14 protein-coding genes are annotated in these 12,627 nt (G+C 70.1%); 5 read left to right on the forward strand and 9 right to left on the reverse strand.

Annotated elements, in window-relative coordinates; translation table 11 throughout:
- Positions 1-28: 28 nt before the first annotated feature.
- Complete coding sequence (gene hmgA / locus NKT36_RS11490; RefSeq protein WP_327051187.1) at positions 29-1,240, reverse strand: hydroxymethylglutaryl-CoA reductase (NADPH); 1,212 nt, start codon at positions 1,238-1,240, stop codon at positions 29-31.
- Between the two features lie 167 nt (positions 1,241-1,407).
- Between hmgA and NKT36_RS11495 the strand changes: the two genes are divergently transcribed.
- The gene (locus NKT36_RS11495) at positions 1,408-1,911 is read left to right on the forward strand and encodes a GNAT family N-acetyltransferase (protein ID WP_327051188.1); all 504 of its coding nucleotides are present in this window, start codon (positions 1,408-1,410) and stop codon (positions 1,909-1,911) included.
- Between the two features lies 1 nt (position 1,912).
- On the opposite strand, the gene mtnP is transcribed toward NKT36_RS11495, so the two are convergent.
- From mtnP to NKT36_RS11515, 4 genes are all read right to left on the reverse strand, one after another.
- Entirely contained in the window at positions 1,913-2,767 is an 855-nt protein-coding gene (gene mtnP, locus NKT36_RS11500) for an S-methyl-5'-thioadenosine phosphorylase (RefSeq protein WP_327051189.1), read from the reverse strand.
- A 226-nt stretch (positions 2,768-2,993) separates the two neighbouring features.
- Entirely contained in the window at positions 2,994-3,425 is a 432-nt protein-coding gene (locus NKT36_RS11505; protein ID WP_327051190.1) for a universal stress protein, read from the reverse strand.
- Between the two features lie 54 nt (positions 3,426-3,479).
- Positions 3,480-4,562 carry a hemolysin family protein gene (locus NKT36_RS11510; RefSeq protein ID WP_327053389.1) on the reverse strand — a complete coding sequence of 361 codons (1,083 nt, stop codon included), beginning with the start codon at positions 4,560-4,562 and terminating at the stop codon, positions 3,480-3,482.
- 25 nt (positions 4,563-4,587) lie between these two features.
- Positions 4,588-4,755: a hypothetical protein gene (locus NKT36_RS11515; RefSeq protein ID WP_327051191.1), complete on the reverse strand. Its 168-nt coding sequence runs from the start codon at positions 4,753-4,755 to the stop codon at positions 4,588-4,590.
- A 258-nt stretch (positions 4,756-5,013) separates the two neighbouring features.
- Here NKT36_RS11515 and NKT36_RS11520 point away from each other — a divergent pair, with 258 nt between their 5' ends.
- Both NKT36_RS11520 and NKT36_RS11525 read left to right on the forward strand, forming a co-directional pair.
- Positions 5,014-5,691 (forward strand): hypothetical protein, encoded by a 678-nt coding sequence (locus NKT36_RS11520; RefSeq protein WP_327051192.1) that lies wholly within the window; start codon positions 5,014-5,016, stop codon positions 5,689-5,691.
- Complete coding sequence (locus NKT36_RS11525; protein WP_327051193.1) at positions 5,688-6,296, forward strand: hypothetical protein; 609 nt, start codon at positions 5,688-5,690, stop codon at positions 6,294-6,296. The genes NKT36_RS11520 and NKT36_RS11525 overlap by 4 nt, the downstream gene beginning before the upstream one ends.
- A gap of 38 nt (positions 6,297-6,334) precedes the next feature.
- Here the strand turns inward: NKT36_RS11525 and NKT36_RS11530 are convergent, their stop codons facing one another.
- From NKT36_RS11530 to NKT36_RS11545, 4 genes are all read right to left on the reverse strand, one after another.
- Positions 6,335-6,916 (reverse strand): HD domain-containing protein, encoded by a 582-nt coding sequence (locus tag NKT36_RS11530; RefSeq protein WP_327051194.1) that lies wholly within the window; start codon positions 6,914-6,916, stop codon positions 6,335-6,337.
- A gap of 18 nt (positions 6,917-6,934) precedes the next feature.
- Positions 6,935-7,648: a phosphoribosyltransferase gene (locus NKT36_RS11535; RefSeq protein WP_327051195.1), complete on the reverse strand. Its 714-nt coding sequence runs from the start codon at positions 7,646-7,648 to the stop codon at positions 6,935-6,937.
- Positions 7,649-7,747: 99 nt separating this feature from the next.
- The gene (locus NKT36_RS11540; RefSeq protein ID WP_327051196.1) at positions 7,748-8,899 is read right to left on the reverse strand and encodes an XdhC family protein; all 1,152 of its coding nucleotides are present in this window, start codon (positions 8,897-8,899) and stop codon (positions 7,748-7,750) included.
- Positions 8,896-9,831 carry an ATP-grasp domain-containing protein gene (locus NKT36_RS11545; protein WP_327051197.1) on the reverse strand — a complete coding sequence of 312 codons (936 nt, stop codon included), beginning with the start codon at positions 9,829-9,831 and terminating at the stop codon, positions 8,896-8,898. The genes NKT36_RS11540 and NKT36_RS11545 overlap by 4 nt, the downstream gene beginning before the upstream one ends.
- Positions 9,832-10,084: 253 nt before the next feature.
- On the opposite strand from NKT36_RS11545, the gene NKT36_RS11550 reads away from it, so the two are divergent.
- Together NKT36_RS11550 and NKT36_RS11555 are read left to right on the forward strand one after the other, a co-directional pair.
- A complete protein-coding gene (locus NKT36_RS11550) occupies positions 10,085-11,635 on the forward strand; it encodes an amidohydrolase (RefSeq protein WP_327051198.1) in 1,551 nt (516 codons plus the stop codon).
- 59 nt (positions 11,636-11,694) lie between these two features.
- On the forward strand, positions 11,695-12,603 hold the full coding sequence (locus tag NKT36_RS11555; protein ID WP_327051199.1) for an isoaspartyl peptidase/L-asparaginase: 909 nt from the start codon (positions 11,695-11,697) through the stop codon (positions 12,601-12,603).
- Positions 12,604-12,627 lie beyond the last annotated feature (24 nt).

The raw sequence follows: 12,627 nt of genomic DNA on the forward strand, positions 1-12,627 counted from the left end.
CGCGCTCGCGAAAACCTCTGTCGTCCGGTCAGCGGCCGAGGTCCTCGTGGGCGCTGGAGAGGTGCCGCGAGGCCAGTGCGGCGAGCAGGGAGAGTTCGCCAGCGAGCGCGCCGACGGCGACGACCTCGGCGAGCGCGTCCGCGTTGCTGCCGGCGGGGTCGCCGCCGCCGCGGAGGCCGAGCACGTCGAGCGCCTCCGACTGCGTCGGCAGCTTCGTCCCGCCGCCGACGGTGCCGACTTCGAGGCTCGCGAGACTGACGCTCGCGTACAGGCCGTCCTCGCGCGCCTCGACGGTCGTGATGGCGTTGGCACCCTCGACCACCTGCGCCTCGTCCTGTCCGGTGGCGAGGAAGGCGGCGGCGACGACGTTCGCGGCCTGTGCGTTGAACCCCAGGCTGCCGGCCTTCGCGCTGCCGACGAGGTTCTTGCGCGTGTTCGCCTCCGCGATGGCCTCCGGCGTGGTGTGCAGACGCTCCTCGACCGTCTCGCGCGGGACGAGGACGTCGGCGGTGACGCTTCGCCCGCGCCCCTCGACGGCGTTGATGGCGGCGGGCTTCTTGTCCGTACAGAGGTTGCCCGAGAGCGCGACGAGGTCGGCCGGCGTCTCCGCCTCGACCAGCGACGCGGCCTCGCCCGTCGCGATGGTCGCCATGTTCATCCCCATCGCGTCCTTGGTGTCGTAGACGAACCGCAGGAAGACGGAGTCGCCGACGACGTAGGGGTCGACGTCGAGCAGTTCGCCGTGGTTCGTCGTCGACTCGGCGGCCTCGGCGAGGCGGTCTCGGTTGTCGGCGACCCACTCGACGACTTCCTCCGCCTCTGCGATGCCGGTCACGCTGAACACGGGAGCGCGGGTCATCCCCGAGGCGGTGACGCGGGCGTCCGCGCCGCCGGACGCGCTGATGACCGAACAGCCGCGGTTGACGCTGGCGACCAGCGCGCCTTCCGTCGTGGCCAGCGGGAGGTAGTACTCGCCGTCGGCCGCGCCGCCGTCGACCGCGAGCGGCCCGGCGACGCCGAGGGGCACCTCCGCCGTCCCGACCATGTTCTCGATGTTGGGGTCCGCCACCGCAGCGTCGAAGCCGTAGTCGCCGACGGCGTCGAGGTCGGCGTCGGTGGCCGATTCGAGCAGTCGCCGCCGCGCCGCGGCGGCGGTGTCGTGGTCGGCGTGGTCTTCGAGTTCGTGCAGGCGCAGGTCCCCGGTTCGTACCTGCTCGGCGAGGTCGTCTGCGTCGCTCATACTCGGAGGGTTGCGGACCGTCCCCCCTAACAGTTGCCGGTTCGGCGCCGTCGCGAGGACCGTCCGCGGGATGCCGTTCGCGCCGTCGCGGGACCCGTTCGTCGACCGCGTCGCGGTCGTCGCTCCGACCGGTACCGTCTTGGCCGCTCGTGCGGTACGTGTCGGGCATGCAGACGCGACAGGCGACCGCGGACGACATGCCCGGCGTCAGAGAGGTCGCACGCGAGGCGTGGGAGACGGCGTACGACTTCCTCCCGGAGCGGGAACACGAGGCGGCGATGCGCGAACGCTACTCTCTCGACCGACTGGAGCGGGTCCTCGCGGACGACGAGGACGAGTTCGTCGTCGCGGTCGAGGACGGCAGCGTCGTCGGGTTCGCCTACGCCGACCCCGTCGACCCCGTGAAGCGCGTCGGCGACGCGGAACTGCGGGCTCTCCACGTCCACCCTGACAACTGGGACGAGGGCGTCCGGACCGCGCTGCTCGACCACGTCGAGCGCGTGCTCGGCGACCGGGGGTACAGCCAGCTGGAGGTGCTGGTGTTCGCCGACGCGCTCCACGAGCAGTCCTTCTTCGAGGAACAGGGATTCGAGCGCATAGAGAACCGCGTCGCGGACCTGCTCGCCGGCGACACGGAACCGGTGTACCGCTACTACCACGAGTTCCGATAGCTCAGTCGTCGAGGTACTCGCCGACGAGCAGGTCGACGCGTTCGCGCGTCTCCGCCGGTATCTCCTCGACTGGCGTGTTGACGGTGCCGGCGAGCGTCTGCCCGCAGTCGCAGTCGCGCTCGTCGGGCATCGTCCGGATGGCGTGCTCGACGACCTCCTTGATGGCGTCCTCGTTCTCCGCCGCGTTCGCCAGGACCTCCTGGAGGGTCACCTCGCTGTCCTCCTTCCAGACGTCGTAGTCGGTGACGCCGGCGACCGTCGCGTAGCACATCTCGGCCTCCCGGGCGAGTTTGGCCTCCGGGATGGTCGTCATGCCGATGACGTCCCAGCCCTGCTCGCGGTAGAACTCGCTCTCGGCCCGGGTCGAGTACTGCGGCCCCTCGATGCAGACGTAGGTGCCACCCTTCTCGTGGGTCGCGTCCGTCGCCGTCTCGCACGATTCGGCGAGGTGGTCGACCATGTGGGGACAGTACGGCTCCGCGAACGGCATGTGGACGACGATGCCGTCGCCGAAGAACGACGAGTCGCGGTGCTTCGTCCGGTCGAACGTCTGGTCGGGCACCACGAGCGTCTGCGGCGGCAGGTCCTCGCGGAGGCTCCCGACGGCGTTGCTCGACAGCACGCGGTCGACGCCCATCTCCTTGAGCGCGTAGACGTTCGCCTTGTACGGCGCGTTCGTCGGCGTGTGCTGGTGCGCCGGTCCGTGGCGGGGCAGGAACGCGACCTCCTCGCCGGCCATCTCGCCGACGGTCACGGGGGCGCTCGGCTCGCCGAACGGCGTCGTCACGTTCTCTTCGCGGGTGTCCTCCAGTGGCAGCGCGTCGTAGATGCCGCTGCCGCCGATGAAGCCTATCATGCCTCCGAGTCGCCCCGGGAGCTACAAAACGGTTTACTTCGGGCGGCGGCGACCGTCGGAAACGGTCGGGCCCTCGACCGGCGAACTTCCACCAGTGATTCCAGGCCGTGCGCGTACGGCGATCCTGGGCCGTCCGTTGATGCTGGGCCGCTCTCGACTTCGTCCATGCCGGCAACTCCTCGACCGTCTTCCGTGTCCGTCTGGCACACCGTCGGACTCCTACGCGCTAGGAACGGGCGATCAGCACGGACGTATCGGCCGACCGAGCGACGCGATCCGTCGTGCTCCCGAGCAGGTGTTCCTTGAGTCCCGAACGACCGCTCTCGCCCAGGACGACGAGGTCGACGTCCCGGTCGGTGCTGTACTCGACGATCGCTTCGTGCGGTATCCCCTCCAGCACCGTTCGTTCGCAGGGAACGCCAGCATCTTCGGCCCGCGACTCCGCCGTGTCGAGTGCGTCTGCTGCCACGTCTTCGAGAGTCGTCGTGAGGTCGTCGGCGATGTCGCCGACCGCAGACGCAGACATCTCCGCGCCCACGTCGACGACGTGCAGGAAGTGGACGGTCGCCTCGAACCGACGTGCGACCGCGACGCCCTGGTCCACCGCGGCCAGGCTCGCGTCGCTTCCGTCGGTCGGAACCAGTATCTCGGTGAACACGTCGGGCGTTCGGTTCCGACCCGGGTAAAGTGCGTGGCCGGTTCGCCGCTGTCGTCATCCCTCCTCGGACGTGACGACGGACCTGGTGTCGAGCGGGTCTTCGATGTCGCCCGTCACCGACTCGAGCAGGTCGGTCACGGTCACCATCCCGACCACCTCGCCGTCCTCGATGACGAGCGCGAGTTCCTGATTCTCCGCCTGGAACCGGTCGATGGCGTCGCTCACGTCGACGTCCGGCGACACCGTCATCGGCGGTGCTGCCAGTTCGGTGAAATCGATGTCGCCGTCAGCCACCTTGTCGCGGTGCTGGGTGATGATCGGGAGATAGACTATCCCGCGGAAGTCGGTCATGTCCCCGCCGATCAACGGGTACCGCGTGTGTGGGTTCTCCGCCATCCGCCGGAAGTTCTCGTCGGCGTCGTCCTCGGTGGAGAGGGCGACGACGTCCTCGGCCGGGACCATCACGTCCCGGACCGGCCGCTCACCGATCTGGAGGGCGTTCATCACCTCGTCGCGCCGTTCGTCGGACAGGTCGCCCTCGTCGAGGACCGAGCCGAGGCGGTTCCGCAGGTCGGCCCGCGATTCGATGACGTCCTCCTCGGTTTCGAGCCACGCACCGGTCATCTCGACGCCGAACAGTTTGAGCGTCGCCTTCGCGATCCAGTCACCGAACGTGATGAGCGGCGATATCAACCAGTTGAACCAGTACAGCGGCGTCGCGCCGTACTTGCAGACCATCCGGGACCGTTCGACGCCGAGGTAGGTCGGCGTCTGTTCGCCGTGGGTCAGGTGGACGAGGTTGATGATGAGGAAGGCGACGATCGCGCCCGAACCCACCGCTGCCAGCGCGGTGTCCGCGAACAGCGGTTCGAAGATCGCCGCGAGCGCGGGTTCGGCGACGATACCGACCGCGATGCTCGACGCCGTGATGCCGACCTGGCAGGTGGTGAGATAGATCTCCAGGTTGTTCGTCATCTCCCAGGCCCGCTCCAGGGCGCTGTGACCCTCGCCGACGAACTCCTCCTCGCTGAACTGCCGCGCACGCGTCAGTGCGAACTCGATGGCGACGAAGAACCCGTTGGCGAGGATCAACAGGACGCCGGCGACGAGACGGATCCCTACTTCTAGCGAGTTCATTGCTACCATGTTTACTCACGCACCGTCAGGCTCCTAAGAAGCCCTGGTTCTGTGTCTGTGGCATCGGAGACGATGTCCCCGCGCTCACCATCGGGAGCGTCGCTATAGCGACCGCGTCGCTCGCGATCGCGACGAGGAACAGTACGAGCAGGAACAGCCCCATGACGATGACGAGGATCGTTTCTTCTTTCATGCGTTGCTCTGGTGGTCTTCCTTTCAGGCGTCGCTCTCGGGACCGCTTCGACGGCGTCTCCCTCCCTGCGTCGCCGTTTCCCGGGTCACCCCATCGAGGAACCAGCCGTGTGTCATCGGCTCGCGCTAGCGTCTCCAGTCGGAAAAAGAGCGGGCCGGTACTCGTCGCCGTTCTCCTCCTGGGCGGCTGGACGTCGACCGCTCCCTGCGAACGCTGGTCCGGTCCCGCCGGACGTACGCCACTGTTCCGGGGCGACGAGTGGGGCTTCCAGGACGGGCAGGCGGACGGGAAGACGCGAGGGGCACGACCGGCTACAGGTTTTACGGTCGCTGTACCGAATGGCCGCTAGTGGCGCTCGACGCACTCGTGACCAGCGAACGTCTCAACGCTGTCGTCGGATGGGTGTCGGTAGCGATGGTAACGCTATGGGCTGTCGAGAGCATTCTGACAGGCGATCTCCTCTGGGGTGGGTTCTCGCTTCTTCTCGCCGCCGTTGCGTCGCTGCCGGCCCTGACGACCCGCGACTGGCTGGCGATGGTCCCGTGGCCGCTCCCGTTCAGCGCTGCGGTGGCCGTGATCGCGAGGGCGACCGAACTCTCCACGGAAACCGCCGGGTATCTCGGGGTCGCGACCCTCGCGCTCCTCGTGGTCGTCGAACTCGACGTGTTCACGTCCGTCGAACTCGGCCGTCGGTTCGCCGTCGCCTTCGGCGTCCTGACGACCATGGCTGTCGAGGCGCTGTGGATCGTCGCCCAGTTCTACTCCGACCGGTGGCTCGGGACCGACTTCCTGACCACCCAGACCGAACTCCAGGAGGACATCGTCATCGTCACCGTCGTCGGCTTCGCGCTGGGGGCGCTGTTCTTCTGGTACTTCGAACGGGTCGAGTCTGCAGGAGCCGTAGAGCGGTCGTCCGACGGCGTGGAGTCACGATGACGGTCGGCGACTCGCTCGGACTGTCGGACTCCAGGGAACGACACATCGTCCGAGCGCTGCAACTCGTGCTGGTCGGTCTGCTGTTCTTCGGGGTGGTGACGGTGCAGGTCGAGGTGGTCGCCTCCGTGGGCCTGGCGCTCGGCGTGACGCTGTTGCCAGCGCTGCTGCGGCGGGAGTACGGCTACGCGATGGACCCCGGTCTCGTCCTCTGGATCACCGTCGCCATGGTCCTCCACGTCGCGGGATCGCTGCGCCTCTACGCGCAGTACCAGTGGTACGACGAGATAACCCACGCCGTCTCGGCGACGCTCATCGCCGGCGTGGGCTACGCCGCCTTCCGGGCACTGGAGCTTCATTCCGACGACATCGACGTCCCGTCGGAGTTTCGAGCGGTCTTCGTCGTCGTGTTCGTCCTCGCGGCGGGCGTCCTCTGGGAGGTACTGGAGTACGTCCTCGGCGGGCTCGTGACGGTCTACGGAATCGACGACATCGTCACTGACTTCGTATTCAACGCAGTTGGCGCAGCAATCGTCGCGGTCTGGGGGACTGGCTACGTGAGCCGGCTCGTCGGGTTCTTCGGAGACCGGTTACGTTCGGGTACGTAGGTCGTCCGACTGCGGAGACTGCGCCTCACCCCGACCCGTCACTTCGCGTCCTCGTACCGACGCCGTATCTCCGCGAACAGCGTCTCGCCCACCCCGGTCCGCAGTCGCGGTTCCGCGGTGGCGAAGAACTCGTCGAGGTCGTCGTACTCCTCGAACGCCTCGCCGTCGTCGCCCGCGTACCGGTCCTCGCGTTCGTAGACGAGCGCCTGCAGGCACATGTCGACGAGGTCCATGTCCTTGACGAACCGCGCCGCGGCGGTCTCGCGGGCCTCGTACTCCTCCCACAGCGACCGGACGGCGTCGTCGAGCGGCGCGGCGAGGTCGTCCATGGCCTCGCGCTCGCGCCGCTCCTTCGCTTCGGCGTCGACGCGCTGACGGTCGTCGTTCGCCCGCGTCGCCACGTCGCCGGTCTCCGCTTCCGCGAGGTCGTGGACGACGGCCAGGCGCAGCGCGCGGTCGACGTCGACGCCCGCCGCGTCGGCGTACTGGAGACAGAGCAGCGCGACGCCCCAGGTGTGGGCGGCCACCGACTCCGGGTCGGCGACGCCCCGCAGTTGCCACCCCGTTCGTTCCTCGTCCTTGAGCGCGTACGCCGAGGCGAGTGCGTCGATGGTGTCCATGCTCGCGTCGCTGTGTCGCTACGCCTGCACGCCGGTGGCGTTCTCCAGCAGCCGCCAGCCGCCGTCGGCCTCGGTGACGACGTCCCGGCGCACCATCTCCTCCAGCACCTCGTCGAGGCGGTCCGGCTGGGCGATCTCCATCTGGATGCGCTCGACGTCGTGGAACTCGTTGAGGTAGTGGCGCAGGTCCGCCTCGGAGAACACCTCCGCGTCGGCCTGGTCCATGACGCCGCTGACGATGTCGATCATGTCCTCGATGAAGTTCCACGGGTAGACGATCCAGGCCCACTCCTCCAGGCGCTCGCCGACGTAGTCGGGTTCGAACTCGCTGGTCTGGAGCAACTGCAGGGTCGCGGTCCGGACCTCGTTGGCGTCGCGGTCCGTGACGTACTCGTAGGCGTGCTCGATGGACCCGCCGGTGTCGGCGATGTCGTCGATGATGAGCACGTCCTTGTCCTCGACACTCCCCTCCGGCATCGGGTAGCGCACCTCGGGTTCGCCGCTCTTGGCAGCCGTCCCGACGTAGTGTTCCATCTTGAGGCTCGTCAGGTCGTTCAGCCCGAGGAAGTCACAGATGCACCGCCCCGCGAACCAGCCGCCGCGAGCGAGCGCGACGACGACGTCGGGCTCGAACTCCGACGTCTTCACCTGGTCGCTCACGTCGCGGCAGAGACCGTAGATGTACTCCCAGTTGGTTATCGTGCACTTGAAATCGTCGGGGAGGTCGCTCATACCACCGTGGAGGTCTCGGCGCGTGGCACTTAACGGTTTACAGGCGTCCCCGCGAGCGTGCTTCCGGAACCTGAACGCAGCTGTGGTCGGACTCCCTCATCAGCGGTCCAGGTCGACGCGGTCGTGTATCGGTCCGCCGGCGTCCCGCAGGTGGCCGGGGTCGCGGCCCGCGTGGACGGCCAGCACCTCCGCGACGACGCCGAGCGCGGTGCGGTGGGGCGACCCGCCGCCGAGGTCGAGGCCGACGGGCGCGTACAGGCGGTCGAGTTCCCCCTCGACGTCGGCGCCGAACGCCGCGAGCATCTCCTCGGCGCGCTTCGCCGGTCCCATGACGCCGACGTAGGGGACCGGCGACGCCAGCAGTTCCTCGACCGCGACGCGGTCGGCCTCGAAGTCGTGACTCATGAGCACCGCGTACGTCCGGTCGTCGAGGTCGAGCGCGTCGCGGACGTCCGCCGGCGACGTCGTGACCGTCCGGTCGGCGGCCGGGAGACGCTCCGCGACGTCGACGGCCTCGCGGAAGGAGACCACGGTCACCCGGAGGTCGCTCAGCGCCGCCAGTTCGACGACCGGGGCGACGTCGTGACCCGTCCCGAAGACGACGCAGTCGGCGGGCGCCGCGACGCGCTCGACGAACAGTTCGAGGCGGTCGCCGTCGCGGTCGAGGCAGACGACGTCGCCCACGTCGCGCCCGGCGAGGTCACCAGCGACGTCGGCCACGTCGTCGACGGGCCAGTCGGCCTCGTCGCCGTCCGCCGCCTCGAACCGGTCGTTCGTCGGGTGGTAGTACGCCCGGTCGCCGCGGGCGAGCGCGTCGCCGCCGGTCGATAGCACGGTGACGGCGACGACCGCCTCCCCCGCCGCGAACGCCTCGGCCATCGGGCGGTGGCTCGCGGTCAGCGGTTCGAGGAGGACGTCGACGACGCCGCTGGTGCTCGCGCCCGACTCCGGCGCGTCGCCCGACGCGTCGCCGCTCAGGTCGTACGTGCGCAGGGCCGGTCGCCCGGATTCGCGGACGGCGTCGGCGGCCGGGCGCAGTTCGGTCTCGAACCCGCCGGCCGCGACGCTGCCGATGCTCCGGCCGTCGGCGGTGAACAGCACCTTCGCGCCCGGGCGGCGGTACGCGCTGTCCGCCACGTCGACGACCGTCGCGAGGACGTCCGTCCCCACGGCGTCCGTCTTCGCGGCGTCCACGCGCTCGCCGACGCGCCGCAGGACCTCGGTCGCGGGTGCGCTCCAGTCGTCGCTCATGGGCTCCCCGCCGAGGAGTCGGTCGCCGTCACCGCGCCGACGCCGAGCGCATCGACGACGGCGTCGGCTAGCGCGGCCGGGCCGCGCTCGGGCACGTCGAGGTTGAGGTACGGCTCGACGAGTTCGAGCTCCATGAGCCGGAACTCGCCGCCGCGCACGATGCCGTCCACCCGTGCGTAGGGGAGGTCGACCGGGTCGACGCCCAGGACCGACCTCGCGGCCCGCAGCACGGCGGCCGCGTCGTCGACGAGGGCCTGCGGCGGGTCGTGTGGTTCCACCGTCCCGCCGTAGTCTGGGTGGCTCCGGAACTCCCCCTCGGCCGGGACACACCGGACGGCGTGGCTGTACTCCCCGCCGAAGAAGACGAGCGAACGCTCGCCGTCGAACACCTCCGGCGCGAACGCCTGGACGAGGAGGTCGCCGTCGGCGACGGCCGCCGCGAACCGCCCCTGGTCGTCGGCCGCGTCGGCGAGCGACGTCCGCCACGTTCCGACCGAACTGGTCCCGACCGCGGGCTTCACGACGGCCTCCCGCCACCCCTCGTCCCGCAGCAGTTCCGCCAGGTCGGCGTCGCTGCCCTGCTCGACCCACGTCGTCGGGACGACGGGCACGCCCGTCGCCTCGAGGTCGCGGAGGTAGAACTTGTGGACGTTCCACCGGACGACGTCGCCGGGGTTGAGCAGCGTCGTCCCGGCGTCCTCGACGGCGTCCAGCCAGTCGCGGAAGGCGTCGATGCGGGCGTGATAGCCCCAGCACGACCGGACGAGCGCGACGTCGAACGTCGTCCAGTCGACGGCGTCGTCGGTCCAGACGACCGGCTCCGCTGCCAGGCCGCGGTCGCGCAGCGCCGAAAGCACCGACCGGCCGTTCTCGGTCAGGTCCGGGGCGTCCTCGCCGGTGACGACGCCGACGCGGAGGGAGCGTTCCGTCATGGTGCTCGCTGCGGCGGGAAACGGGTGTCGGTCTGCGTGCGGCTCATACTCCGGATTTGCGGCGAGAGCCACTAAAGCGCTCGCTGAACTGCGTTGCCGTAGGTGAGCTGACACGATTCTGTCTCGTCCAGATACGGAGCGACCGCCGGTGGGTTCGAGGTGGCGACAACTCTCCGCCCGGCGGACGTTTCCCGGCAGCCCATCTGCTTCCGGACCCCGAACAGTTAACGCGGTCGCCCGACACTGCGGAACCATGACGCAACCTGCGGACCTGATTCTGACGAACGCGACGGTCCACACGCTCGCGGAGCCGGACGAGACGGCCGAGGCGGTCGCGGTCCGGGACGGCGAGATCGTCCGCGTCGACGACGAGTACGAGGTGGGGTTCCTGGAGGGCGCGGAGACGGAGGTCGTCGACCTCGGCGGGCGCGTCTTGCTCCCCGGGTTCGTCGACGCCCACACCCACGTCCAGACGCTCGGGAGCTACCTCGTCCACGCCGACCTCTCGGCGGCCGACTCCCCGGCCGACTGCGTCGACCTGCTGGCCGAGAACGCCCACGACGACCGCGAGTGGATACTGGGCTACGGCTTCGACGAGAGCACGTGGGACGAGAGCCGGTACCTCACGCGCGCGGACCTCGACGCCGTGAGCGAGACGCGGCCCGTCGCCGCCTTCCGCGAGGACATGCACGTCGGCGCGGTCAACGGCGTCGCGCTGGAGCGCCTGCGCGACGAGATGCCGGACGAGGACGTCCGCGTCGCGTCGACGTCCGACGACGCCGAAACGGGCGAACCGACCGGCGTCATCGTCGAGGACGCCGTCGACGCCGTCTACGAGGCCATCGAGCCGGACGCCGGGGAGACGCGCGAACTCCTGCTGGCCGCCCAGCGCCACGCCCACCGCGAGGGCGTGACGGCCGTCCACGACATGGTACGGCGCTCCCGCGCGCCGGAGGTGTACCGCCGGCTCGACCTCGACGGCGACCTCGCGCTGCGGGTGCGGCTGAACTACTGGAGCGACCACCTCGACGCCCTCGACGAACTCGGCCTGCGGACGAACCACGGCAGCGAGTTCGTCCGCACCGGCGGCGTGAAGACGCTCACCGACGGGAGCATCGGCGGTCGGACGGCGAAGGTCTCGACGCCGTACGAGGACGGCGAGGGAACTGGCCAGTGGGTCGTCCCGCCCGAGGAACTCGACGAAATCGTCGCGAGAGCGGACGACGCCGGCCTCCAGGCGGTCGCCCACGCCATCGGCGACGAGGCCATCACCGCGGTGCTGGACGCGTTCGAGCGCACCGACGACCCCGACGAAGCCCGCCACCGCGTCGAGCACGCCGAGATGCTCACCGACGAGCATATCGAGCGGTTCGGAGAGTCCGGTGCCGTCGCCTCCGTCCAGCCGAACTTCCTGAAGTGGGCGGGGCCGGACGGCCTCTACGAGGACCGCATCGGCACCGAGCGCCGTCACCGGACGAACCGTTACCGGGACCTGCTCGACGCCGGCGCGCGCCTCGCCTTCGGCAGCGACTGCATGCCGCTTTCCCCGCTGCTCGGCGTCCATCACGCGGTGAACGCGCCCGCCGAGGGCCAGCGGCTCACCGTCACCGAGGCGCTGCGGGCGTACACCCTCGGCGGGGCGTACGCCGGCTTCGACGAGGACCGCATGGGCACCGTCGAACCGGGCAAGCTTGCCGACCTCGTCGTGCTGGAGCGCTCGCCCTGGGAGCACGCGGAGGACGTCGTCGACATCGACGTGGCGATGACCCTGGTCGGCGGCGAGGTCGTGTACGACGACCGGTGAGGACAGGAGCAGATTCCGGTTGACGGGAAGTTAAGGCGTCGCGGTGGACACGACTCCGCATGAACGTCATCGTACACGGCGGCGCGGGCAGCGACCCGGACGAACCGGCACCACGACAGGCAGTGCTCGACGAGGCGGCGGCGACCGGGGCCGGCGAGCAGTCGGTGGTCGACGCGGTCGAGGCGGCGGTGCACGTCCTCGAATCGTCGCCCCGGTTCAACGCCGGCGTCGGCGGCGCGGTCCAGAGCGACGGCGTCGTCCGGACGGACGCCGGCCTGATGACCAGCGACCGCGCGGCGGGCGCGGTCTGCTCGATGCCGGGCGTCGAGCACGCCGTCAGCGCAGCGCGCGTGGTGCTGGAGGAGACCCCGCACGTCCTCGTCTCCGGTCGCCACGCGGTCGACCTCGCGGGCGACTTCGGCGTCGAGACGGACGTCGACCTCTGGACGGACGACCAGCGCGAGCGCTGGGCCGACCTCGACGCCCCCGACGGCACCCCGAGCGACCACCTCGACTGGCTCGACGACCGGTTCGGCGGTGCCCCGGACGACGTCGACGAGGACCACACCGTCGACCCCGGCGACCACGACACCGTCGGCGCGGTGGCGTTCGACGGCGACGCCTTCGCGGCCGCCACCTCCACGGGCGGGCGCTGGCTGGCGCTCGCCGGTCGGGTCGGCGACGTCCCCCAGATCGGGTCGGGCTTCTACGCCGCGCCGGCGGGGGCCGCCAGCGCCACCGGCGCGGGCGAGGACATCGCGAAGACGACGCTCACCCGGCGCGCGGTCCGGCACCTCGAATCCGGCATGGGAGCGCAGGCGGCCGCGGACCGCGCGGTCGAGGAGTTCGCGGAGCTTACCGGCTCGTCGGCCGGCGTCATCGTCCTCGACCGGGACGGCGAGGCCGGGAGCGCGTACAACAGCGACGCCATGCAGACCGCCGTCGAGCGCGGCGTCGACGTGGAGTGACGTCCGTCGACGCGGCGCGTCCAC

Origin of the sequence: Halomicrococcus gelatinilyticus (assembly GCA_024227995.1) — an archaeon.
Lineage (GTDB): Archaea > Halobacteriota > Halobacteria > Halobacteriales > Haladaptataceae > Halomicrococcus > Halomicrococcus gelatinilyticus.

Bases quoted from the DNA above. Each gene is read 5' to 3' on its own strand.
- hmgA (WP_327051187.1), bottom strand. From the start codon at position 1,240: ATGAGCGACGCAGACGACCTCGCCGAGCAGGTACGAACCGGGGACCTG.
- NKT36_RS11495 (WP_327051188.1), top strand. From the start codon at position 1,408: ATGCAGACGCGACAGGCGACCGCGGACGACATGCCCGGCGTCAGAGAG.
- mtnP (WP_327051189.1), bottom strand. From the start codon at position 2,767: ATGATAGGCTTCATCGGCGGCAGCGGCATCTACGACGCGCTGCCACTG.
- NKT36_RS11510 (WP_327053389.1), bottom strand. From the start codon at position 4,562: ATGAACTCGCTAGAAGTAGGGATCCGTCTCGTCGCCGGCGTCCTGTTG.
- NKT36_RS11515 (WP_327051191.1), bottom strand. From the start codon at position 4,755: ATGAAAGAAGAAACGATCCTCGTCATCGTCATGGGGCTGTTCCTGCTC.
- NKT36_RS11525 (WP_327051193.1), top strand. From the start codon at position 5,688: ATGACGGTCGGCGACTCGCTCGGACTGTCGGACTCCAGGGAACGACAC.
- NKT36_RS11530 (WP_327051194.1), bottom strand. From the start codon at position 6,916: ATGGACACCATCGACGCACTCGCCTCGGCGTACGCGCTCAAGGACGAG.
- NKT36_RS11535 (WP_327051195.1), bottom strand. From the start codon at position 7,648: ATGAGCGACCTCCCCGACGATTTCAAGTGCACGATAACCAACTGGGAG.
- NKT36_RS11540 (WP_327051196.1), bottom strand. From the start codon at position 8,899: ATGAGCGACGACTGGAGCGCACCCGCGACCGAGGTCCTGCGGCGCGTC.
- NKT36_RS11545 (WP_327051197.1), bottom strand. From the start codon at position 9,831: ATGACGGAACGCTCCCTCCGCGTCGGCGTCGTCACCGGCGAGGACGCC.
- NKT36_RS11550 (WP_327051198.1), top strand. From the start codon at position 10,085: ATGACGCAACCTGCGGACCTGATTCTGACGAACGCGACGGTCCACACG.
- NKT36_RS11555 (WP_327051199.1), top strand. From the start codon at position 11,695: ATGAACGTCATCGTACACGGCGGCGCGGGCAGCGACCCGGACGAACCG.